The sequence below is a fragment of the Sulfitobacter noctilucae genome, assembly GCF_000622365.1.
In the GTDB taxonomy this organism is placed as follows: Bacteria; Pseudomonadota; Alphaproteobacteria; order Rhodobacterales; family Rhodobacteraceae; genus Sulfitobacter; species Sulfitobacter noctilucae.
The window spans coordinates 134,728-155,427 of sequence record NZ_JASC01000013.1 but is presented as its reverse complement, the minus strand read 5'-3'; the positions used below and the strand labels follow the sequence as shown (position 1 = coordinate 155,427).

Sequence of the window (20,700 nt, the reverse complement as noted above, 5' to 3'; positions counted from 1 at the left end):
CGGGATATAAGGCCAAAAAGAGAAAGAAACCTGTGTTGAATGCTGTCCCTTATACCCGTGACCTGGTGCTTGTTGGTGGTGGTCATGCACATGCATTGGTTTTGAAGGCTTGGGGGATGAACCCGATGCCGGGTGCACGGCTGACAGTGATCAATCCCGGCCCGACAGCGCCCTATACCGGTATGCTGCCTGGGCATGTGGCGGGACATTACGGCCGGGATGATCTGGAGATTGATCTGGTCCGACTGTGCCGTCATGCCGGGGCGCGGCTGATATTGGACAAGGCAGTCGGATTTGACCGCGCGCGTCGCGAAGTTTTGATGGCCGCACGCGGGCCGGTTGCCTATGACGTTGCTTCTATTGACGTGGGCATCACGGCAGAGATGGACCTACCGGGGTTTGCCGAACATGCCATTGGCGCAAAGCCGCTGGATATCTATGCTGCGCAGTGGCGCGGTTTTCGTGAAAAAGCGGCGCAGGGTGCGGTGGAAGGAACAGTGGCCGTCATTGGCGGCGGCGTTGCGGGATGCGAATTGGCGATGGCGATGGCTTTTGCTTTGACGCAGGAAGGCATTCGCCCCGTGATTACGGTGATCGAAGCAGGGCCGCAAATTTCTGGCGTCGGGGAAAGGGCGCGTCGGCGCATACTGGAGGCAATGTCCGGTTTGGGCATTGATCTGCGTACGAATGCCCGCGTGCTGGAAATTTGCGCCGGTCATGTCGTGATTGAAGCGCAGGAAAATGTGGCAGCGGCGTTGACTGTAGGGGCGGCGGGGGCCTTTGCACATCGCTGGATAGCGGCAACAGATCTGCCCCAGCGCGACGGGTTCATCGAGGTCGGTGCCGATCTGGGTGTTGCTGGCGATGATGCGCTTTTTGCTGTCGGGGATTGTGCGTTCCTGTCCCATGCGCCCCGACCCAAGGCAGGTGTCTTTGCGGTCCGTGCGGCTCCGATTCTGCATCACAATTTGCGTGCGGCTTTGAGCGGGGGCAAACGCAAGACATGGCAGCCGCAGAAGAGCTATCTCAAGCTGATCTCGCTTGGCGGCAAATCGGCGATGGGCGAAAAATTCGGTCTGACCCTGTCTGGGCCGCTGATGTGGCGATGGAAGGACAGGATTGACCGTGCCTTTTTGGACCGGCTGAGCGATCTGAAGCCGATGACCACGCCACAGCCGGAGGGTGTGCTTGCCGGTGGTTTGTCCGAGATGTTGGCGGCCAAACCGTTGTGTGGCGGATGTGGTGCCAAGGTGGGCCGCGGGGTGTTGTCAGGTGCAATTGATGGATTGGACATGCCGGGTGGTGATGTAGTCACAGGCGCGGGGGATGATGCGGCGGTCTTGCGCCTGCCGGGTGGCGGGTTTCAAGTGATCAGCACCGACCATCTGCGGGCCGTGATCGACGATCCGGCGCAAATGACGCGCATTGCGGCGGTCCATGCGCTGGGCGATATCTGGGCGATGGGGGCACAGCCGCAGGTGGCGCTAATCTCGCTGGTGTTGCCACAGATGTCGGCGGATTTGCAGGCCCGCACCCTGGCCGAGATTACGCAAGTCGCGCGAGAGGTGGTCACTGCGGCGGGCGCGCAATTGGTTGGTGGGCACACCACGATGGGGGCTGAGCTGACCATCGGCTTCACGGTGACCGGCACCCGCGATAGCCGTCCGCTAACGGTGGATGGCGCACAGAGCGGTGATCTGTTGATCCTGACGCGCCCTATTGGATCCGGGGTGATCCTTGCGGCTGACATGACAGGTGCAGCAGACGGGCGCGACGTTGCCGCGGCACTGGCCATCATGGGGCAACCACAGGCCAAAGAGGCTGCGGTTCTGGCAGAGGTCGCTCATGCGATGACCGATGTCACCGGGTTCGGGATGGCAGGCCATGTGCAGGCAATTTGCACCGCTTCGTCTCTTGATGCCGAAATTTGGGTGGACAAGATCCCGATTTATGCAGGAGCGCGGGAGCTGTCGCAAAACGGGGTGTCGTCAAGCCTGATGCCGTCTAACCGCGCGGATGCAAGAGTTGAACGCGGTGACGAACCGCTGCTTTACGACCCGCAAACCGCTGGCGGGCTCTTGGCGGCAATCCCTGAAGGTGCTCGTGCAAAGGTGTTGGAAAAGCTTGGGGCACAGGGCTGCGAGGGACATGTCATCGGCCGTCTCAGAACGGGCACGGGGCGGATAACGCTTAGCTGAACCGGGATAGGATGTCTTGTGCGGCGCGGGTCAGCGTGGCGTCGTCCAGATCGCTCAGGTCCAGATGTTCCGCCGTTTGCACATGTGCACCCACGGATTTGGCATAGCGCGGGTCGTAGTGGTCCGCGATCAGCCCGGCAGCCAAAGTCTGCCAGTCGCCGGCCCGCGCTTGCGATTGCCATTCGGCAATCCGGCAGGCCGCATGATAAGGGCGCAACTGGTCGATCCGGGCTATTAAAAGGTCAGTATCCCGCGTCAGATCGGCATAGGCGCTGCACAAAAACCGGCTGCGGGCCTGCAGCGGTGCCTTGATCACCAAGCGAGGTGCCTTGCCCATCGCGGCCCAAAGTGCGGGCGGCACCACACGTCCGCCGATCTTGCTGCTTTCTGCTTCGACAAAGGTTAATTGCGTTGGATCTAATGTGGCAAGCACTTCCGCGATACGACTTTCGAACATCTTTTGTGCAGGCTGCGCTGTGGCTGTCGCGCCAAACAGCGACCCGCGGTGTTCGGCCAGCCCTTCAAGGTCAAGCACCTGCGCGCCCTGTGCCGCAAGCTGATGGAGCAGCGCGGTTTTCGCCGTCCCCGTGCCGCCCTCGATCAAGGTCAAACGATGTGGCAAACTGGTGTCATAGAGCGTGTTGACCACGGCGCGGCGGTAGCTTTGGTAGCCGCCTTTCAGCAAGCGCACCCGCCATCCGACCTGATCGAGAACCGTTGCAAATGCGCGAGAACGCTGACCGCCGCGCCAGCAATAGACCAGCGGCTGCCATCCGCCATCCTTATCCGCCAGCGCAGTTTGAAGATGCTGCGCGGTATTGCGCGCAACCAGAGCACCGCCAATCTTGCGCGCTTTGAAAGGACTGTCTTTGGCATAGATCGTGCCAATTTCCGCACGTTCGGCATCGTTCAAAACCGGCAGGTTGATCGCACCGGGCACGTGATCTTCGGCAAACTCCGCAGGCGAGCGCACGTCGATAATCGTGTCGACGGGCAGGGAGGTTAGCTCCGCGAGGCGGGAAAGAGTGAAGGGCGTCATGTTTGATTACTTAGTGGGTTTCTTGCAAAGGGATAGGGTGATGTTGCTCCGCTTTTTGAAACTTGCGGTGCGGTAGGCTGTCCTGCAGCCCTCAGTTGGTGTTGAAGAACCGCATTTGAAATCCACCCGTCTATCCTGCGACCCCGGAGAACACGATGCTTGGCATCGGAATTCTATAGCAGTCATCCACCAAGTATCGTGCAGCCGCTTCGTCCACTTCTTGTCGAATGATGTCTCGTACTTCGGCGTCTTGCCTGTCGAGAATCAGGGGCACACGAACGCCAACGCTCATGAAGAAGTCAAAAAAGCTTGGCCCCGGTGCATGGAGGATATTCTCGACAATCTCAGACTTTGTGTCTTTGAAGCCGGCCTCTGCCATCATCTTGAAGACCTGATCAGCGTTGGACAAAACATAGGGATCCGGGGCCGGATCGGCGCGGGACATGTCGGCATGGCGCGCGATAATGTCGAACAACAACTTGTAGCATTCTGATCGATCCGGCCCGAGCCACTGGCTGAAGACAAACCTGCCGCCGGTTTTCAGAACGCGTCGGGCCTCAGCCATCGCAAGTTGCGGGTCGGTCACATGAAACAGAACGAAGTTGCTTAGGACCGCATCGAATACGCCGTCTGCCATCGGCAAATTCTCAACGTCGGCGACCGCGAACTGGATGGCGGGGAACCGGGCGATTGCCTGCTCAACCATACCTTTGGAGAAATCAATACCTTCGGCTTCTGCGCCCAACAGCTTTGCTGCTGCGGCGACATACCCCGGTCCGCAGCCGGCATCGAGAACCCGTGTGTCTGGAAATAACCTTGCGTGGCTCAGCAGCGTCGGGATTGATTGAAGCGTAGCCCGCGCTGTTGCATCTTCATAAATCTCAGCGCGTGAAGACCAGCCATCACGCTCTCCATCCCTGAATGCTGAAAAATCCAACGTCAGTCTCCTGCAGCCCTTTACGAGGCAGACTAGACCAAAATTCCATTTCTGAGGTAAAAAACTGATGTGAGGTGAATATCGGCGACCTAATTTGCTTAAGCGCCGACTTTTCGGTCGCCTAAAAAATGTGTTCGTCGCACTCTGTCTCAGAGTAGCCGCGCAGCGGATGCGCTCCAGTCAGCCCCGCCGCAGGGCCACGGTGTCTCACCAAATTCAAACGGAAGGAAAATGGTAGAGCATAGCGGGATCGAACCGCTGTCTCAGCGTAGCCGCGCAGCGGATGCGCGTCAGTCAGCCCCTCAGCAGGGGCGCGACGTCTCACCAGATTCTACGGAAAGGAAAATGGTGGAGCATAGCGGGATCGAACCGCTGACCTCCTGCATGCCATGCAGGCGCTCTCCCAGCTGAGCTAATGCCCCAATCAGGCCGAAGCCTTGGGTCGTGGCGCGTGATTAGTGCCATGTGCGGGCGGGATCAAGCGGAAAATCCACCCTGTCCCGCCCGAAGCGTCAATCAGGTGTCGTCGTCTTCGGATGCGACGTCTGCGATGTCGTCCAGCGGGACCGTATCATCATCATCGTCGTCGTCGTCCAGAATATCGTCGTCGAGATCCACATCGATATCGTCATCATCATCGTCGAGTACCACATCTTCCTCGACTTCGTCCTTCTTGGCCTTGGCTGTCGCTGCATCCTCGGCATCCGCCGCGATCATCCGCGACTTGGACGCGTCGATCTCAAGCACTTCGCCCGTATAGGGGCTGACGATGGGATCTTTGTTCAGGTCATAGAACCGCTTGCCCGTTGTGGGGCACAGGCGCTTGGTTCCCCATTCTTCTTTGGGCATGAAATCCCCTCTTTGGTAAATTGCGTTTGGTTGTAGATGATTCAGGCCAAGTGCCATATGAAAGGGGGATAGTCAAAGGCTTTAGCCGTCCCACCGACCCATGCGAGCTTTCACTTGAGCGATACTGTCCTGCCTGGCACTCCCCCGATCCCGTTGGTCATGCGCCGTTCCGCCCGTGCGCGGCGGATTACGTTGCGCATTTCGCAGCTTGATGGCCGCGTCACGCTGACCCTGCCCAAACGGTTGGCCGAACGCGAGGCGCTGGCCTTTGCTCGCTCCAAAGAGCAGTGGATTCGCGATCATCTTGCCGCACGGGGGCAAGACGAATCTGTCGGATTGGGCAGTGACGTGCCCGTTGGTGGCAAGCTGTTGCGGGTGGTGCGGGGCACGGGGCGTTCGGTGCAGATCGGACAGGATGAAATCGCGGTGCCCGGGCGTGAGGACCGCGTGGGGGCCAAGCTGGGTGCCTACCTCAAGGAAATCGCGCGCGACCGGCTGGCAGGCGCCTGCGATGATTATGCGGCAGCACTCGGGCGCCCCTACAACCGCATCACCCTGCGCGACACCCGCTCGCGCTGGGGCTCTTGCACCAGTGACGGGGCGCTGATGTTTTCATGGCGCCTGATCATGACCCCGCCCGAGGTGCTGCATTATGTCGCGGCCCATGAGGTCGCGCATCTGGCCGAGATGAACCATTCGCCCGCCTTCTGGGCCGGCGTGGAGCGGATTTACGGCCCTTACAAAGAGCCGCGCGGTTGGTTACGGACCGAAGGCAACAGTTTGCACCGCTATAAGTTCTAAGCCAGTTTCAGGGCAACAATCCCCGCTGTAATCAGAACAATCCCGCCAATGCGTAGGGGTGTTGCGGCATCTCCGAACACCATAATGCCCAGCAGCGCCGCACCCACGGCCCCAATCCCCACCCAGACCGCATAAGCAGTGCCCAAGGGCAGGTCTTTCATCGCCATCGCAAGCAGCCAAAAGCTGATAAAGGCCGTAATGCCGGTCAAGATGCTTGGCCCAATGCGGGTGAACCCGTCGGAGGCCTTCATCGACGCAGCCCAGACTATTTCAAACAAACCCGCCAGCATCAGGATTGCCCAAGGATTCAGCATGATCGCCCCATTCTTTACGTTTCCGCCAAGGGATCACCCCCGGGGCAAAGCGTCAACCGATATGAACCATTCCGACCTTTTTGGCGTTGGATGGCTAAACATACAGACAGGAGTACCGCAAATGTCATCATCCAAATCACACGAGGAAATCTGGGATGAATGGGGCGATTTGGTCAATATGGCCCCGCAAGAGCTTGAAGACTGGTTGGAGACAGAAGAGTCGAAGTCCGTGGGGGACAGCGACAGCGGCGAATCGACGGGGCATAAATCGGGCCGTCGCATCGTAAAGATCAAACGCACGAACAAGGATGATTTGACCGACGATCAATGGGATCATATGGCCACGGTAGTCGGCTACGTGAAGCGCCATCTGTCGCAGGGTGGACCGGATGATAATGTAGAAGAATCCGACTGGCGGTATTCGCTGATGAACTGGGGCCATGATCCGCTGAAAGAGGAATAGCTTGACGCAGGCGGGGCCTGTGATCACAAGGGCGCATGTCCCTGACCGCCCGCCCTTCCGATGCCACATCTCTCGCGCATGACCGTGTTTACCGGCACTTGCGCGGGCGCATCATGTACGGTGATCTGGCCCCCGGGCATGCATTGACCCTGCGGGGCATCGGCGCAGAATACGACGTGTCAATGACCCCGGCCCGCGAAGCGGTGCGCAGGCTTGCCGCCGAGGGGGCGCTGACGATGTCCACCTCCGGCCGGATTACCACGCCAGAGCTCAGCAACGAAAGGATCGAAGAACTTGCAGCGCTTAGGGCTTTGATCGAAGTCGAATTGGCAAGTCGCGCCTTGCCGCGCGCACATATGGCGTTGATTGATCGGATGCAGACGATCAATGGGGCAATCGCAGATGCCGTACAACAACGCGATGCCGTCGCCTATTTGCGGACCAATCTGGAATTTCACCGCACGCTGTACCTACGGGCGCAGGCCCCGGCGATGTTGGCTATGGCAGAGACCGTCTGGCTGCAGATGGGGCCCAGCATGCGCGCGCTCTATGGCCGCCTGCGCCGGACAGAACCGCCCCAGTTTCATCGCCTGATCATCGCTGCACTCAAGGCCGGGGACGAGCCAGGCCTGCGTCTTGCTGTAAGATCGGATGTAACCCAAGGCCTGCGAATGCTGGCGGGTTGACAGGACCATGGTGATGATGGTTTTGTTTACCTCATGAAGATGAACCAACATACTATCTGCTATCGCCGCGCATCCTAAGCGCGGTTTTTCCATTTAATTGATACCAGAAAAGCCGCCACATGCGCGGTTTCGTCGTTTTGTGGTGTGCTCTGCCAAAGGATCCACATGCCAGACGTTACCATCAGACCCGTTACATCCCAAGACTTGCCAAAGCTCCTTGCCATGACCCATGCGCTCGCCGCGCATCACGGGGACAGCGCTACGGTGACAGAGCAAGACCTCGCACGCGATTGTCTCGGTCCACATCCTTGGTTTACCGTTTTAATCGCTGCGACACCTGAGGCAGCCGTTGGCTACGCCGCGCTGTGCCCGCTGGCGCAGATGCAATTTGGCGTGCGGGGAATGGATTTGCACCACCTGTTTGTGATGTCGGATGCACGGGGTAAAGGTATCGGACAAGACCTTATCGCCGCCAGCCTCGCGACCACACAATTAATGAAGGGCCGCTATATGACTGTTGGCACACATCCCGACAACCACCCGGCTGCCGCTCTCTATGCACAATTGGGATTTGAAGTTTTGCCGCCGCCCGGCCCCCGGTTCCGCATGAAACTGGCGGGTTAGGCCGCGAGCCCCTTAGATCCCATGCCAAGATATTTCTCGCGGCGATCGGCGACAAGCGCCTTGCCGTCCTTGCCGTCCAGCTCTTTCAGCATTTCGGTGATCGCAGTGCGTACCGATGCAATTGCCGCTTCGGCGTTGCGATGTGCGCCGCCTTTGGGTTCGGGAATGATCCGGTCGGTCACACCCAGTTTGCGCAAGTCATCCGCCGTCAGCCGCATGGCTTCCGCGGCTTCGCGCATCTTTTCGGAATCCTTCCACAGGATTGACGCACAGCCTTCGGGCGTGATCACCGAATAGACCGAATGCTCCAGCATCGCGACACGGTTGGCGGTGGCAAAGGCGACAGCTCCGCCTGATCCACCCTCGCCGATGATGACGCTGACCAAGGGCACGCCGATTTGCAGGCACTTTTCGGTGGAGCGTGCAATCGCCTCTGATTGGCCGCGTTCCTCCGCCCCCTTGCCAGGATAGGCACCGGGCGTGTCGACCAGCGTGATAACTGGCAGACTGAACTTTGAAGCCAGTTCCATCAGGCGCACCGCTTTGCGATACCCTTCGGGCCGCGCCATACCGAAATTCCGCTCGATCCGCGATTTGGTGTCGTTGCCCTTTTCCTGACCGATCACCACGACAGGCTGGTCGTTAAACCGCGCCAATCCGCCCATCACAGCCAGATCGTCGGCGAAATTCCGGTCTCCGGCCAGCGGCGTGTATTCGGTGAAAAGCGCGTTGATATAATCCTGACAATGCGGCCGATTGGGATGCCGCGCGACCTGGCACTTGCGCCAGGGCGTCAGCGAGGCATAGAGGTCGTCCAGCATCTTGGCGGCTTTTTCATCCAGCGCGCGGGCCTCTTCGCTGACATCCATGTCCTCGTTTGCGCGGGCCAGCGCGCGCAGCTCTTCGGCCTTGCCTTCAATCTCTGCGAGCGGTTTTTCAAAATCGAGGTATTGGGACATGATATTTCTCCGTCGTTGCACCTTATATGGCTGCTGTTGCAGGCCATTGCAACAAAGCCTAGCCCATCTGCAATAGCGGATAGAGCGAGGCAATCAAAAGGGCGGCCATCGTCCAGTTGAACAGGCGCAATCGCGTGGGGTTGGTCAACAGCCGCGCCATCTGCTGGCCGAGGACAGTCCAGATCGTCACAGACGGCAGGTTCACAATGGCAAAGGTCAGCCCGCCGGCAATCAGCATCCCCACTCCGCTGTCAGCGACATAAACAGTGATTGCAGTCAGCGCCATTGCCCAGGCCTTGGGGTTGACCCACTGAAATGCCGCCGCCTGCAGAAAGGTCATCGGCTGTCCTGTGGCGGTCTGCGCGCGGATCGGGGCAGCAGTGGCGATCTTCCATGCGAGATAAAGCAGATAGGCGACGCTGACGATCTTGAGAACAAGGTAGCTCAACGGATAGGCAACAAAGATCTGTGCCAGCCCCAACCCTGTCAGGATCAGCATGACCATAAAACCCAGGGAGATCCCCAGCATATGCGGCACCGTGCTGCGAAATCCGTAGTTCGCCCCCGATGCCATGAGCATCAGGTTATTCGGCCCCGGCGTGGCGGAACTGACAAACGCAAACAGCGCGAGCGCAGGCAGGGCTTCAAGGTTCAAGGCAAATACTTGGCAAGTACAGAAAGACAAAGGCAAAGGGTCGGCAGGATACGTTCGCACCGGACCGTCAAAGAGCACTTGGACCAGCTGCTGCCCTCTTTCTCTTTTTGGCCTTATATCCCGTGGGGGTCCGGGGGCAAAGCCCCCGGCCGGTCGGATCGCTTCAGCGATCCGACATATAAATGAAATTGCACCGTATCGCTTTTGCGATCCGGTCCTAACCCGCGATCATTTCTGACTGGCGTACGATCACCTCGGCCTGCTTGATGCTGGCAATATCAACCAACCGTCCTTTGTAAACGGTTGCCCCTTCGCCTTTGGCCTTGGCTTCTTCCATCGCGGCCAGAATCTCCCGCGCCTCGGACACGGCTTCCTCTGACGGGGTGAAGACCTCGTTCGACAGGGCGATCTGCTTGGGGTGGATCGCCCATTTGCCGACCATGCCCAAAGTCGCCGACCGCCGCGCCTGCGCACGGAAACCCTCGTCGTCTGAAAAGTCACCAAACGGCCCATCCACCGGCAACACCCCATGCGTGCGGCAGGCCGCCACGATGGCCGACTGTGCCCAGTGCCATGGATCGGACCAGTAGTTCGCCCCTTCGTGATGCATATAATAGTTCGCCTGCGTGCCGCCGATCCCCGTGGTCTGCATCCCCATGGAGGCTGCAAAATCTGCCGCGCCAAGGCTCATCGCCTCAAGCCGCGGCGAGGAGGCTGCGATTTCTTCCACGTGGGAAATACCGGCGGCGGATTCGATGATTACTTCAAAGGCGATCTTCTTGCTCCGCCCCTTGGCGGCTTCGATGGAGGTCACCAATGCATCAACGGCATAGACGTCCGCGGCACTGCCGACCTTGGGAATCATGATCTGGTCCAGCCGCTCGCTAGATTGCTCCAGCAGATCGACGATATCTCTATACCAATAGGGGCTGTCCAGACCGTTGATCCGCACGGACAGGGTCTTTTTGCCCCAGTCCACATTGCCGATGGCCTCGATCACGTTGGCGCGGGCGCTGTCCTTGTCCGAAGGCGCAACTGAATCCTCAAGGTCCAGATTTATCACATCTGCGTCTGATGCTGCCATCTTCTCGAAAATTGCCGGGCGCGAACCGGGGCCGAAAAGCTGGCAGCGGTTGGGGCGTGCAGGGGCAGCGGGCTGAATGCGGAATGACATAAGCTTGATCCTTGGCGAAACATTGTTGCGGTAGATTGATGTGAAGCAGGTATTAAATTGCGCTCCAGACCGCAAGCGTCGTTTCGCAGGCGCAGCATCGGGGCCTTACCGCTGTCGCAAGAATTTTGCGCAAATCTTCAGTACACTGCAAATATTCTGCACAGCTTCCGCGTCTGCACTCTAAATCGCAATCGACATGCGCCCGAATCTGGCCAACATACTCCAAACCTGACCAATGGAGCCATGACTATGATTGAGACCCCTTATCTTTTGTTTCTGGGCGATGCGCCAGATCAACTCTCGGCCAAGGTCGCGCAGGGCATCAAGGATTGGCGGCCCGACAATGCCGTAGGTCAATTCCGTATGCCCGGCTGCAAGGCAGACGTTGGTCTGACCGATCTTACTTTGGCCGAAGCCAAGGAAGCAGGGGCCCGTACGCTTGTCATCGGTGTGGCGAACCGGGGGGGTGTGATCTCTCAGGCGTGGAAAGAAGTGCTGACCGAAGCGTTGATGATGGGCTTTGACCTGGCATCCGGCCTGCACAACCTTTTGGCAAACGAAGGTGATCTGGTCGCGGCCAGCCAGGTCAGCGGCAGCACCCTGCACGATGTGCGCGTGCCCAACGTGCAATACCCCATCGCAAACGGCGTCAAACGCAGCGGCAAAAGGGTGCTTGCCGTGGGCACCGATTGTTCCGTTGGCAAGATGTATACCGCGCTGGCGCTGGACGAGGCGATGCGCAAGCGGGGTATGAAAAGCACTTTTCGCGCCACCGGACAGACCGGCATCCTGATCACCGGCAACGGTGTGCCTCTCGATGCGGTGATTGCTGATTTCATGGCGGGCGCTGTGGAATATCTGACACCCGACAACGATGATGATCATTGGGACATCATCGAAGGGCAGGGCAGCCTGTTCCACGTCAGCTATTCCGGTGTGACGATGGCGTTGATCCACGGCGGCCAGCCCGATGCGCTAATCATCTGCCATGAACCCACGCGCGCCCATATGCGCGGCTTGCCCGATTATGCCCTTCCCACAATCCAGGCGGTCAGTGACATGGCGCTGACGTTGGCCCGCGTGCCCAATCCGGCCTGTCAGGTCGTGGGCGTTTCGGTCAATACGCAGCACCTGAATGACGCAGAGGCCGAAGCCTATCTGGCAAAGGTCGAAGCCGAAACCGGCCTGCCGACCTGCGATCCCTACCGCCAGGGTGCTGATAAACTGGCCGAAGCGCTCGCAGCATTGTAAGGCTTTAGAGCCGAACAAAGGGACAGATATGCAGATCACAGTCACACCGGACCGGTTCAAACTGGCCGAAGTCTTTACCATCAGCCGCGGGTCGCGGACCGAGGCGAAGGTCCTGACCGTTCGGGTCAGCCAGAACGGTGTGACTGGATGGGGCGAATGTGTGCCTTACGCGCGGTATGACGAAACGCTCGAATCGGTCACTGCCCAGATTGAAGGGCTAAGCGGCACGCTGACCCGTGCCGCACTTTACGATCTGCTGCCCGCTGGTGCCGCGCGTAACGCTGTCGACTGTGCGCTTTGGGACGTCGAGGCGAAAACCGAGGGCAAGCGCGTTTGGGAACTGGCGGGCCTGCCCGCGCCCAAACCCGAAATCACGGCCTATACCCTGTCCCTCGATACGCCTGAAAAGATGCAGGCACAGGCAGCGAAGCATGCTTTCCGGCCTTTGCTCAAGATAAAACTTGGCACGCCCGACGACATGCCGCGTCTGGAAGCCGTCCGTGCAGGTGCCCCGAAGTCCACCATCATCGTCGATGCCAACGAAGGTTGGTCGGCCGAGGTCTATGTCGATCTTGCCCCGCATCTGGTACGCCTTGGGGTGGCTCTGGTCGAACAGCCGCTGCCCGCGGGCGAGGATGAAGCGCTCATCGGAATGGCCCGCTCCGTGCCGGTCTGTGCCGACGAATCTGCGCATGATTGCAGCACCTTGCCCAAGCTCAAGGGCAAGTATGACGTGGTCAATATCAAGCTCGACAAAACCGGCGGCCTGACCGAGGCATTGCGTCTGCGCGATGCTGCAATGGCTGAAGGCTATGATGTGATGGTGGGGTGCATGGTCGGATCATCGCTTGCCATGGCACCTGCGACACTGGTGGCCCAGGGCGCAAAGGTCGTTGATCTGGACGGCCCGCTCTTGCTGGGCGAAGACCGTGATCCCGCTCTGGTCTTTGACAATGACGGAGTTCATCCGCCTGTCGCAGCGTTGTGGGGCTAAGCATGGACAGTGTCACAGTCTATGATTGCGAATTCCTGACCGCCCCTGGCGCACCGATGCGGTTCTGGTGTGGGCCACACGATCCTGATCCGCTTTGTGTCCAGATCGGTGCGGTGCGCCTGTCGCTGACGGCACCATTCACGGTGTCGAAGGCAGAAGGGTGGTTTGTGATCCCGCAAGACCGTGACGGCCATATCGTTTCTGTTGACCCTTTGCTGACGCGGTTGACCGGCATCGACGACGCGACACTCGCGCAAGATGGCATGCCGATTGTCGAGGCGCTCACGGCACTCGACGCATTCTCTCAGGGCGGCCCACTGCTGAGCTGGGGCACCGATGATGTGCTGACCTTCTCTACCTCGCTGTTTGTTCAGGGTTTGTTAAGCCCGATCCCCGCCCCCCGTTTTCGCAACGCCGTGCCCTTGCTGCTGACAGCGGGTGAAGCGCTGGAAGATGTGTTGAAGTTGCGCAGCAATACGATCTGCGCGTACTTCGACCTTGAAGCACCTGGTGCCGCCCATGATGCCCGCGCCGATGCGGCATCGGTGGCACTTGTTCTAAGCCACCTTTTGTCCCAGAACCGATTGAGTGCGGCGGACTTTGAAACGCTCGCCCGACCAGAAAGGCCTGCCCCATGACCCGAACCGTATATGTGAACGGTGACTATCTGTCCGAAACCGAAGCACGGGTGTCGATCTTTGACAGGGGTTTCCTGATGGCGGATGGCGTCTATGAGGTGACGTCCGTGCTGGGCGGCAAGCTGGTGGACTTCGATGGCCATGCCGTGCGTCTCGCCCGGTCGCTGGGCGAGTTGGACATGCGCAATCCGATCTCGAAGGAAGACTTGCTGGAAGTTCACCGCGAGCTGGTCCGGGTGAACGAGATCGACGAGGGATTGATCTATTTGCAGATCACGCGCGGGTCTGACGGCGACCGTGATTTCGCTTTTCCTGATCCGGAAACCACTGAACCGACGATCGTAATGTTCACCCAAAACAAGCCCGGTCTGGCCGACAGCCCGGCGGCCAAGAAAGGTGCAAAGATCATCAGCATCGAAGACATCCGCTGGGGTCGTCGCGATATCAAGACGGTACAGCTTTTGTACCCTTCGATGGGCAAGATGATGGCCAAAAAAGCAGGCTGCGATGATGCCTGGATGATCGAGGATGGTTTCGTCACCGAGGGCACGTCCAACAACGCCTACATCGTGAAGGGCAACAAGATCATCACCCGCGCCCTGAGCAATGACATCCTGCACGGCATCACCCGCGCTGCCGTTCTGCGCTTTGCCCGCGAGGCGCAGATGGAGGTTGAGGAACGCAACTTTACCATCGACGAGGCCAAGAAAGCGGATGAGGCATTCACCACGTCGGCCAGCGCTTTCGTCATGCCGGTGGTCGAGATTGACGGCGTCGCGCTGGGCGATGGAACACCGGGTCGCGTGGCCCCGCGCCTGCGCGAGATTTATCTGGATGAAATGCGCAAGGCGGCCGTGTAACGCTGTCTTTTCGATGATTAATGCTTAGTTAACAGGGCCCTAAGGCGCTGATGCCGCTTGGAATTTGGCATCTGTCCCTTCGGGGACAGCCTATGCCGCGGTGGCAAGAAGCTCTGGCAGTGTCGTGGTGAAGGTTGTGATGAAGGGGATATCCCAGTCCTCCAACCCGCTGATTGTCGCGATGTTCTGCCCCTCGACCGAGGCATAGATCAGCCCGGATTCTTCGTCAAAGCTGAAGGATATCGTCGGGTCCGCAGGCGGTTTACCAAGAAAAACCACCGAGAGCATATCGTCGCGAAGATCAAAATCGGCAAGCACCGCTGGCGCATCTTCGTTTTGCAGCGCAGTGGCCACGATGAAACTATCTTCGCCTTCACCACCGGTCATCAGATCACCGCTGTCCCCGATAAGCGTATCGTTGCCAAATCCCGCGTGGATCGTGTCGGCACTGCCTGCTTTTTCGGGGGTGGCGATGCTGCCATCGGGGCCAAGCCCGTCAACGGTTGAAATCAGGTCGGCCCCGAGATCACCGTGAATTTGGTTGCTGCCGCGCGTGTCGATCAGCGTGTCGCCGTGATCGCCCCCACGTATGAAATCATCGCCCGCATCGCTGCCATCTGCATAGATCAGCCTGTCAGCACCATCGCCCAGAAAAATCTTGTCGTCACCCGTACCGCCCTGCGCCACATCATCGCCCGCGCCGCCAAATAGCCGGTCCTCGCCTGCGCCACCGTCGAGCGTATCCGCGCCCTCCAGACCGCCAATCAGGTCGTTGCCTTCACCGCCCTCTACATGGTTGTCGAGCGCATTCCCGGTCACATGTTCCTTGGCCTCGGTGCCGACGAACTCTGCTGTCCCTTCGTCAAGCGTGACCAACAGCGGTTCGTCCTCATCATCCTTGTCGTTCTCGGATGCGATGTAATCGACAGCAAAACCTACGCCCAGAAGGGCGGGAAACAAGATGAGTTCGAGCATGTGACTAGCCCCTGCGATTTGGTTAACGCTTTAGAGTTGCCCGTGGAATGTGGCATCTCCGGTCGCGGAATGGGGCGATTGTTAGGTATTACCAGCTTGGGTTGAGGCGTTATTCTTTTGAAACGTTCTCGGCAAAGGCGGTCTTGAAGGCCTCCTGCTGGTCGGGTTTGGCCTCTGTCTGGTAGGTCGACTTCCACTCTTCCATCGTCATGCCATAGAACAGTTCGCGTGCTTCTTCCTTGCCCATCTCGATGCCCCGCTCGTTGGCCGCTTCCTGGTACCAGCGTGACAGGCAGTTCCGGCAAAAGCCGGCAAGGTTCATCATGTCGATGTTTTGCACATCGGTCCGGTCCTGCATCAGGTGCTGTTGCAACCGGCGAAAGGCGGCGGCCTGCAGTTCGACTTCTTGTTGAGTGGGCATGGATATCTCCTTTGGTTCAAAGCTGGATCTGCCAAGGCGGGCTGTCAAGCGGATCGCTGCGCAATCAAGTCTGGCCGGGCCTTCATAAATGTGAAATCTTTGACAGGCATCTGCGTGTGATATAGCAGTAACGAGTTCATGTTATCGCTAACATAAGCCGATATGCTCGACCGACGGATAGGGGAAACAAAGCATGAGACGCCTGCGCAATGTAAAAATCGTGGCCACCTTGGGGCCTGCTTCGGACAGCTACGAGATGATCGAGGCGTTGCACAAGGCCGGGGCCGATGTGTTTCGTCTGAACATGAGCCACGGCAGCCATGCCGAGATCAGTGAAAAGCACCGCATCATCCGCGAGGTGGAGCAGAACCTGAACAGCACCATCGGCATTCTGGCGGATCTACAGGGGCCCAAGCTGCGCGTGGGTGTCTTTTCCGGCGATAGTGAGCAATTGGTCGTGGGCGCAAAATTCCGGCTTGATCTGGATGAGGCCGAAGGGGACGCGAGCCGCGTTTGCCTGCCGCACCCGGAGATTTTCGCCGCACTGAAACCGGGTGCCAGCTTGTTGGTCAATGATGGCAAGATCCGGCTGAGGGTGCTGGCCTGCGGTCCCGACTTTGCCGATTGCGAGGTCGTCATTGGCGGGGTGATTTCGAATCGCAAGGGCGTGAACGTGCCTGACGTGGTGCTGCCGCTGGCCGCGCTGTCCGAAAAGGATCGCGCCGATTTGGAGTTTGTTTGCAATCTGGGTGTCGATTGGTTGGCGCTGAGTTTTGTGCAGCGGCCCGAAGATGTGACCGAAGCGCGCGAACTGGCCATGGGCCGTGCCGCGCTGTTGTCCAAAATCGAAAAGCCGTCAGCAGTGGACCGGTTCGACGATATTTTGGCGGTCAGCGATGGAATCATGGTCGCACGCGGCGATTTGGGGGTGGAGCTGCCGGTACAGAATGTGCCGCCCATTCAAAAGCGTCTGGTGCGCAAGTGTCGTGCAGCCGCCAAGCCGGTGATCGTGGCCACACAGATGCTTGAGTCGATGATCGAAAGCCCGATGCCCACCCGTGCCGAAGTGTCGGACGTGGCGACAGCGATCTATGAGGGCGCCGATGCGGTGATGCTCAGTGCTGAATCCGCGGCGGGCAGCTTTCCCATCGAAGCGGTCACGACAATGGATAACGTGGCGCAGGAGGTCGAGCTGGACCCAACCTATACCGAGATCATCGAAGCCTCCCGCAATGCGGATCGCATGACTGTGGCCGATGGCATCGTTTCCGCCGCGCGCGAGATTGCCGAAACGACGGACATCAAGGCGATCTGTTGTTTCACGCAAAGTGGCACCACCGCTCTATTGACGGCGCGTGAGCGCCCACGGGTGCCTGTCATTGCGATGACGCCGCTTGTCGGCACGGCGCGTCGGCTGGCCCTAAGCTGGGGGGTGAATTGCGTGATAACCGGCAGCGTCGATCGCTTTAAGCAGGCGGTTGTGTCGGCGGTGCGTGCGGCGCGGGGCGAAGGCTTTGCCGAAGAAAGGGATCATGTTGTGGTCACGGCTGGTGTGCCTTTCAACGTGCCAGGTAGCACCAATATCTTGCGTGTGGCCCCTTGCGACGAACGTTTGATTTATGCCGCTGATCCGGAGTAGTATCCTTTGAGTTGTGGCGGAGAGCAAAAATGGATCCTGATCTGGCGCTAAGTCTTGGACTGGTCATTGCGGCATTTTCGGTGCCCTCAATTCTGTCCGCCCTGTCAGACAGGCGTGCGCCGCGTGCATCGGCATTGACTGTTTTAATTGGTGGGGGGCTCATCCTCTACGCGGTGCAAACCAAGTCCGGCGGCTACGCGCTTGATCAGGTGCCGGATGTCTTTGTATCGGTTGTGGCGCGGTATATGCCCTAGATCCGGGCGGTATCCTGACTAAAGATATTGACCCAAGTGCTGTTTTGCCACTGCCAGACGGACGAAACAAACATCACTTCACTGGCCGAAGCGCCGCACCGCCTGAACGTGGCGCGATAGCTTAGCAGCACATGGTCCTCGCCCAACGGGCGCAGTCTGAAGTCGGCAAGGTTATAGTCCATTACCGTCGGACCGGTCTCCAACTGTCCGGTATGATCGGATTTACCAGCAAAGCCATCGCCATAGACGCCCAGAAAATCATCAGCTAAAAGCGCGTGATCCGCCGCCTTGTCGCCGGAAACCAGCGCGTTCCACACCTGCCGTTCCAGCGCGATAATGTGTTTCTTCAGCGTTGCATCCATTATAAAAATCGTGTCCTTAGTCCGGGCATAGAAGGCTAGCGTCGGTTAGGTTCGCCGCTGATGCAAGGCAGTATGCTCGCATGGGCCAAACGCTCTTGCCAAAGCAGGATCATCACCCTATACGCCAGCACTCAACCCCGCGCGGCCGGCCAAAGTGGCATGCCGAGTCGTGCGTAAACCGAACTCAAGTATACGGAGATGGAAATGCCCAAGATGAAGACGAAATCGAGCGCCAAAAAGCGCTTCAAGATCTCGGCGACCGGCAAGGTCATCGCGGGTCAGGCTGGTAAACAGCATGGCATGATCAAACGGACCAAAAAGTTCATCCGTAACGCACGCGGCACGACAGCACTGTCTGAGCCAGATGCAAAGATCATCAAGGGCTTCATGCCCTACGATCGCTGATAGAGGAGACCTAGCATGGCCCGAGTAAAAGGTGGGACAGTCACCCACGCCCGTCACAAGAAAATCGTCAAAGCCGCCAAAGGTTATTACGGTCGTCGTAAAAACGTCTTTAAGGTCGCCACACAGGCGGTCGACAAGGCCAACCAGTACGCAACCCGTGACCGCAAGAATCGCAAGCGCAACTTCCGCGCTCTGTGGATCCAGCGGATCAACGCTGCGGTTCGCTCGCATGACGAGGCGCTGACATACAGCCGTTTCATCAATGGTCTGAACCTTGCCGGCATTGAAGTGGACCGTAAGGTTCTGGCCGATCTGGCAGTGCACGAGCCCGAAGCATTCGGTGCGATCGTGAAGACAGCACAGGACGCGCTGGCCGCGTAAGCGACAGATGTCAGAGATTTGGAAAAGCCGCTCCTCCGGGGGCGGCTTTTTTCGTTTTATGCAATGTGGCGGCGCGACAGCATCACGGCCCTCGCGATGCCTTTGCATGGCTCAGGAAGGGCGCGCTGTCGCGGGGCAGTTTCTATCGCTCTGACAGCATGGGCATCTTCGGGCAAGCGCTGGCGAAAAGCACCTCTTCTGCGCCTATTGCGATGGCCTTTTGCCTTGATCTGCTGTCGATACTGCCTCAAACCAGATGTAGTAGATATTGGCCAGTAGAACACATGAACTTGACGCGCCTCGTCTATTACAGCCAACGAAATCCGTCCGAAGCGCTGGATGTGGATCATCTGATCGAGACATGCCAACGCAACAACGGGCGACTGAATGTATCGGGCCTGCTGCATTATAACGGTGACCATTTTCTGCAGGTTCTCGAAGGTGGTCGGGTCGAGGTTTCAGCGCTCTATCACAGGATTGCGCGGGACAGCCGGCACAGCAATATCATTCTTCTGTCATGCTCCGACGTGCGCGAGCGGATGTTTCCGACATGGTCGATGGGTTTGCATCAGCGAATGGATGACCGGACGCGGCAGATCTATTTGCGCTATTTTGCGACCGATGATGTGAACCCCGAAACGATCAACGTGGAAAGCCTGCTGGACGTGTTGCAGGATCTGTCGGTTGAATTGGCCCCGCGTGTGACCATCGACCAAACCTGACTACCCGAGGGCGCTGTGCGCGCCTCAGGCACGGCGGCGCAGTCTGCGACGCTCTGTTGAAAGGCGGTTTTCAGCAGCTTCTTCGCGCGCTTTTGCCCCGCTGGCGCGACGGCGCATCTTGCTGATTTCAGCGGCCATCATCGGCATCTGCATATCGGTTTCCTGCTGCATGCGCTGGCGACCGAACACCCAGCCCAAGGCTCCCGCAGCTAGCATCGCCAATGCCACAATCAGGATCTGCAACTGGGTGATGTTCATTCGCGCGGCTCCCGCCGTGTCATCACGCGGAAATCGACGCGGCGGTCGGTGCCCAGATCTTCGTCTGACCCTTGTGATACAGGCGCGCGCGCGCCGTATCCAACCGCTTCGATTGCGGCGAGGTCGACACCCAGCTCAACTAAATGCGCCAGCGTACGGTCGGCCCGTTCCCAGCTGAGCGCAAGGTTCGTCAAGTCATCCCCGACCGCATCAGCATGCCCCGCGATCATCACATAGGCCTGCTTGCATCCGATGATCCGTGCGCTGACCTCTTCCAGCAACACTGCATTGTCGGATGAAATGCGGGTCTGGCCCAGATTGAATTGCACGAAGCGCGGACCAAGGAATGCATCCAGTTCCGCAACACAATCCTGCTGCTGCGCAAGCAGGGCAGGCTGATTGCGGGTCACGGTATCCGCGCTCGAAGTCATATCGACGTCCCCGCGCGCAGCAAGGAGTGCATCGCGCACCCTGGTCGCTTCTTCGGGGGCCAATGCGTCAGTTTCTATCACAGCGAAGGCGTCTGGTGAGGGAGGTGTGGCGAGCGTCTGAGGCAGTGCATGGGGGACGTCCGACTCTATATTGAGCATCGCGGTCTGCCCGCTCTGCGCAATCTTAGCTGTTTGAGCCGGTATGGTTTGGGGTGTGGACAACCCAAGTGCGAAAACAGCAATCGCACCGGTCAGCGCCATGCCGACGCCCGTGGCCAGAACCAGCGGCCCGTTACCGCCCCGCCTATTTTGCGCAACGCGGTTGGCCTGTGCCAAAGACAGACCCACTCCGCGTAAACGGTTGATCTCGGCGTGCTGGGATTTGTCCGCTCGGCGCATGATGCCCCTCC

At 58.9% G+C, this 20,700-nt stretch carries 26 protein-coding genes and 1 tRNA gene; 14 read left to right on the top strand and 13 right to left on the bottom strand.

The annotated features are described in order from the left end of the window. Nucleotides 1–32: 32 nt before the first annotated feature. Nucleotides 33–2,198 carry a selenide, water dikinase SelD gene (gene selD, locus Z945_RS0107530; RefSeq protein ID WP_025051488.1) on the top strand — a complete coding sequence of 722 codons (2,166 nt, stop codon included), beginning with the start codon at nt 33–35 and terminating at the stop codon, nt 2,196–2,198. Here selD and mnmH read toward each other — a convergent pair. The 4 genes from mnmH to Z945_RS0107510 all read right to left on the bottom strand — a co-directional run bounded on the left by mnmH (nt 2,191) and on the right by Z945_RS0107510 (nt 5,023). Further along, nucleotides 2,191–3,237 carry a tRNA 2-selenouridine(34) synthase MnmH gene (gene mnmH, locus Z945_RS0107525; RefSeq protein WP_025051487.1) on the bottom strand — a complete coding sequence of 349 codons (1,047 nt, stop codon included), beginning with the start codon at nt 3,235–3,237 and terminating at the stop codon, nt 2,191–2,193. The two genes, selD and mnmH, sit on opposite strands and share 8 nt — an antisense overlap. A gap of 130 nt (nt 3,238–3,367) precedes the next feature. Further along, nucleotides 3,368–4,174 carry a class I SAM-dependent methyltransferase gene (locus Z945_RS20050; RefSeq protein ID WP_025051486.1) on the bottom strand — a complete coding sequence of 269 codons (807 nt, stop codon included), beginning with the start codon at nt 4,172–4,174 and terminating at the stop codon, nt 3,368–3,370. Between the two features lie 346 nt (nt 4,175–4,520). Further along, a tRNA-Ala gene (locus tag Z945_RS0107515) sits at nt 4,521–4,596 on the bottom strand. Between the two features lie 94 nt (nt 4,597–4,690). After that, nucleotides 4,691–5,023 carry a TIGR02300 family protein gene (locus Z945_RS0107510; RefSeq protein WP_025051485.1) on the bottom strand — a complete coding sequence of 111 codons (333 nt, stop codon included), beginning with the start codon at nt 5,021–5,023 and terminating at the stop codon, nt 4,691–4,693. 114 nt (nt 5,024–5,137) lie between these two features. On the opposite strand from Z945_RS0107510, the gene Z945_RS0107505 reads away from it, so the two are divergent. Next, the gene (locus Z945_RS0107505; protein WP_025051484.1) at nt 5,138–5,824 is read left to right on the top strand and encodes a M48 family metallopeptidase; all 687 of its coding nucleotides are present in this window, start codon (nt 5,138–5,140) and stop codon (nt 5,822–5,824) included. Here the strand turns inward: Z945_RS0107505 and Z945_RS0107500 are convergent. Next, nucleotides 5,821–6,138 carry a DMT family transporter gene (locus Z945_RS0107500; RefSeq protein ID WP_037970774.1) on the bottom strand — a complete coding sequence of 106 codons (318 nt, stop codon included), beginning with the start codon at nt 6,136–6,138 and terminating at the stop codon, nt 5,821–5,823. The two genes, Z945_RS0107505 and Z945_RS0107500, sit on opposite strands and share 4 nt — an antisense overlap. Nucleotides 6,139–6,259: 121 nt before the next feature. On the opposite strand from Z945_RS0107500, the gene Z945_RS0107495 reads away from it, so the two are divergent. From Z945_RS0107495 to Z945_RS19530, 3 genes are all read left to right on the top strand, one after another. Further along, nucleotides 6,260–6,601 (top strand): DUF3140 domain-containing protein, encoded by a 342-nt coding sequence (locus tag Z945_RS0107495; protein WP_025051482.1) that lies wholly within the window; start codon nt 6,260–6,262, stop codon nt 6,599–6,601. Nucleotides 6,602–6,636: 35 nt separating this feature from the next. After that, nucleotides 6,637–7,287: a GntR family transcriptional regulator gene (locus tag Z945_RS0107490; protein WP_025051481.1), complete on the top strand. Its 651-nt coding sequence runs from the start codon at nt 6,637–6,639 to the stop codon at nt 7,285–7,287. 165 nt (nt 7,288–7,452) lie between these two features. Further along, nucleotides 7,453–7,911 carry a GNAT family N-acetyltransferase gene (locus Z945_RS19530; RefSeq protein ID WP_025051480.1) on the top strand — a complete coding sequence of 153 codons (459 nt, stop codon included), beginning with the start codon at nt 7,453–7,455 and terminating at the stop codon, nt 7,909–7,911. Here Z945_RS19530 and Z945_RS0107480 read toward each other — a convergent pair. The 3 genes from Z945_RS0107480 to Z945_RS0107470 all read right to left on the bottom strand — a co-directional run bounded on the left by Z945_RS0107480 (nt 7,908) and on the right by Z945_RS0107470 (nt 10,699). After that, the gene (locus Z945_RS0107480) at nt 7,908–8,870 is read right to left on the bottom strand and encodes an acetyl-CoA carboxylase carboxyltransferase subunit alpha (protein WP_025051479.1); all 963 of its coding nucleotides are present in this window, start codon (nt 8,868–8,870) and stop codon (nt 7,908–7,910) included. The genes Z945_RS19530 and Z945_RS0107480 overlap by 4 nt on opposite strands. Nucleotides 8,871–8,928: 58 nt before the next feature. Continuing rightward, complete coding sequence (locus Z945_RS0107475; RefSeq protein WP_037970867.1) at nt 8,929–9,525, bottom strand: LysE family translocator; 597 nt, start codon at nt 9,523–9,525, stop codon at nt 8,929–8,931. Nucleotides 9,526–9,742: 217 nt separating this feature from the next. After that, entirely contained in the window at nt 9,743–10,699 is a 957-nt protein-coding gene (locus tag Z945_RS0107470) for an L-malyl-CoA/beta-methylmalyl-CoA lyase (protein WP_025051477.1), read from the bottom strand. A 249-nt stretch (nt 10,700–10,948) separates the two neighbouring features. On the opposite strand from Z945_RS0107470, the gene dgcN reads away from it, so the two are divergent. Genes dgcN through Z945_RS0107450 form a run of 4 tightly spaced genes read left to right on the top strand, consistent with a single transcriptional unit; the run spans nt 10,949 to nt 14,442 of the window. Next, nucleotides 10,949–11,950 (top strand): N-acetyltransferase DgcN, encoded by a 1,002-nt coding sequence (gene dgcN, locus Z945_RS0107465; RefSeq protein ID WP_025051476.1) that lies wholly within the window; start codon nt 10,949–10,951, stop codon nt 11,948–11,950. A 28-nt stretch (nt 11,951–11,978) separates the two neighbouring features. Continuing rightward, the gene (gene dgcA / locus Z945_RS0107460) at nt 11,979–12,944 is read left to right on the top strand and encodes an N-acetyl-D-Glu racemase DgcA (protein WP_025051475.1); all 966 of its coding nucleotides are present in this window, start codon (nt 11,979–11,981) and stop codon (nt 12,942–12,944) included. Between the two features lie 2 nt (nt 12,945–12,946). Further along, nucleotides 12,947–13,582: a hypothetical protein gene (locus tag Z945_RS0107455; RefSeq protein ID WP_025051474.1), complete on the top strand. Its 636-nt coding sequence runs from the start codon at nt 12,947–12,949 to the stop codon at nt 13,580–13,582. Then, nucleotides 13,579–14,442, top strand: a complete 864-nt coding sequence (locus Z945_RS0107450; RefSeq protein WP_025051473.1) for a D-amino-acid transaminase — start codon at nt 13,579–13,581, stop codon at nt 14,440–14,442. Before Z945_RS0107455 ends, Z945_RS0107450 begins: the two co-directional genes overlap by 4 nt. A gap of 90 nt (nt 14,443–14,532) precedes the next feature. On the opposite strand, the gene Z945_RS0107445 is transcribed toward Z945_RS0107450, so the two are convergent. After that, a complete protein-coding gene (locus Z945_RS0107445) occupies nt 14,533–15,417 on the bottom strand; it encodes a calcium-binding protein (RefSeq protein ID WP_025051472.1) in 885 nt (294 codons plus the stop codon). Between the two features lie 109 nt (nt 15,418–15,526). After that, the gene (locus tag Z945_RS0107440; protein ID WP_025051471.1) at nt 15,527–15,838 is read right to left on the bottom strand and encodes a DUF1244 domain-containing protein; all 312 of its coding nucleotides are present in this window, start codon (nt 15,836–15,838) and stop codon (nt 15,527–15,529) included. A gap of 193 nt (nt 15,839–16,031) precedes the next feature. Between Z945_RS0107440 and pyk the strand changes: the two genes are divergently transcribed. Both pyk and Z945_RS0107430 read left to right on the top strand, forming a co-directional pair. Beyond that, entirely contained in the window at nt 16,032–17,477 is a 1,446-nt protein-coding gene (gene pyk, locus Z945_RS0107435; protein WP_025051470.1) for a pyruvate kinase, read from the top strand. A 29-nt stretch (nt 17,478–17,506) separates the two neighbouring features. Continuing rightward, entirely contained in the window at nt 17,507–17,731 is a 225-nt protein-coding gene (locus tag Z945_RS0107430) for a hypothetical protein (protein ID WP_025051469.1), read from the top strand. Here the strand turns inward: Z945_RS0107430 and Z945_RS0107425 are convergent. Next, entirely contained in the window at nt 17,728–18,093 is a 366-nt protein-coding gene (locus Z945_RS0107425; protein ID WP_025051468.1) for a nuclear transport factor 2 family protein, read from the bottom strand. The genes Z945_RS0107430 and Z945_RS0107425 overlap by 4 nt on opposite strands. A gap of 204 nt (nt 18,094–18,297) precedes the next feature. On the opposite strand from Z945_RS0107425, the gene rpmI reads away from it, so the two are divergent. The 3 genes from rpmI (at nt 18,298) to Z945_RS19525 (ending at nt 19,601) form a co-directional block, all read left to right on the top strand. Further along, a complete protein-coding gene (gene rpmI, locus Z945_RS0107420; RefSeq protein WP_025051467.1) occupies nt 18,298–18,498 on the top strand; it encodes a 50S ribosomal protein L35 in 201 nt (66 codons plus the stop codon). A 15-nt stretch (nt 18,499–18,513) separates the two neighbouring features. Then, nucleotides 18,514–18,879: a 50S ribosomal protein L20 gene (rplT, locus tag Z945_RS0107415; protein ID WP_025051466.1), complete on the top strand. Its 366-nt coding sequence runs from the start codon at nt 18,514–18,516 to the stop codon at nt 18,877–18,879. A gap of 284 nt (nt 18,880–19,163) precedes the next feature. Beyond that, nucleotides 19,164–19,601: a BLUF domain-containing protein gene (locus tag Z945_RS19525; protein WP_025051465.1), complete on the top strand. Its 438-nt coding sequence runs from the start codon at nt 19,164–19,166 to the stop codon at nt 19,599–19,601. 24 nt (nt 19,602–19,625) lie between these two features. Here Z945_RS19525 and Z945_RS0107405 read toward each other — a convergent pair whose 3' ends face one another. Together Z945_RS0107405 and Z945_RS0107400 are read right to left on the bottom strand one after the other, a co-directional pair. Then, on the bottom strand, nt 19,626–19,859 hold the full coding sequence (locus Z945_RS0107405; protein ID WP_025051464.1) for a hypothetical protein: 234 nt from the start codon (nt 19,857–19,859) through the stop codon (nt 19,626–19,628). Then, nucleotides 19,856–20,689, bottom strand: coding sequence for an OmpA family protein (locus tag Z945_RS0107400; protein ID WP_025051463.1), 834 nt, complete (start codon nt 20,687–20,689; stop codon nt 19,856–19,858). Before Z945_RS0107400 ends, Z945_RS0107405 begins: the two co-directional genes overlap by 4 nt. Between the last annotated feature and the right edge of the window lie 11 nt (nt 20,690–20,700).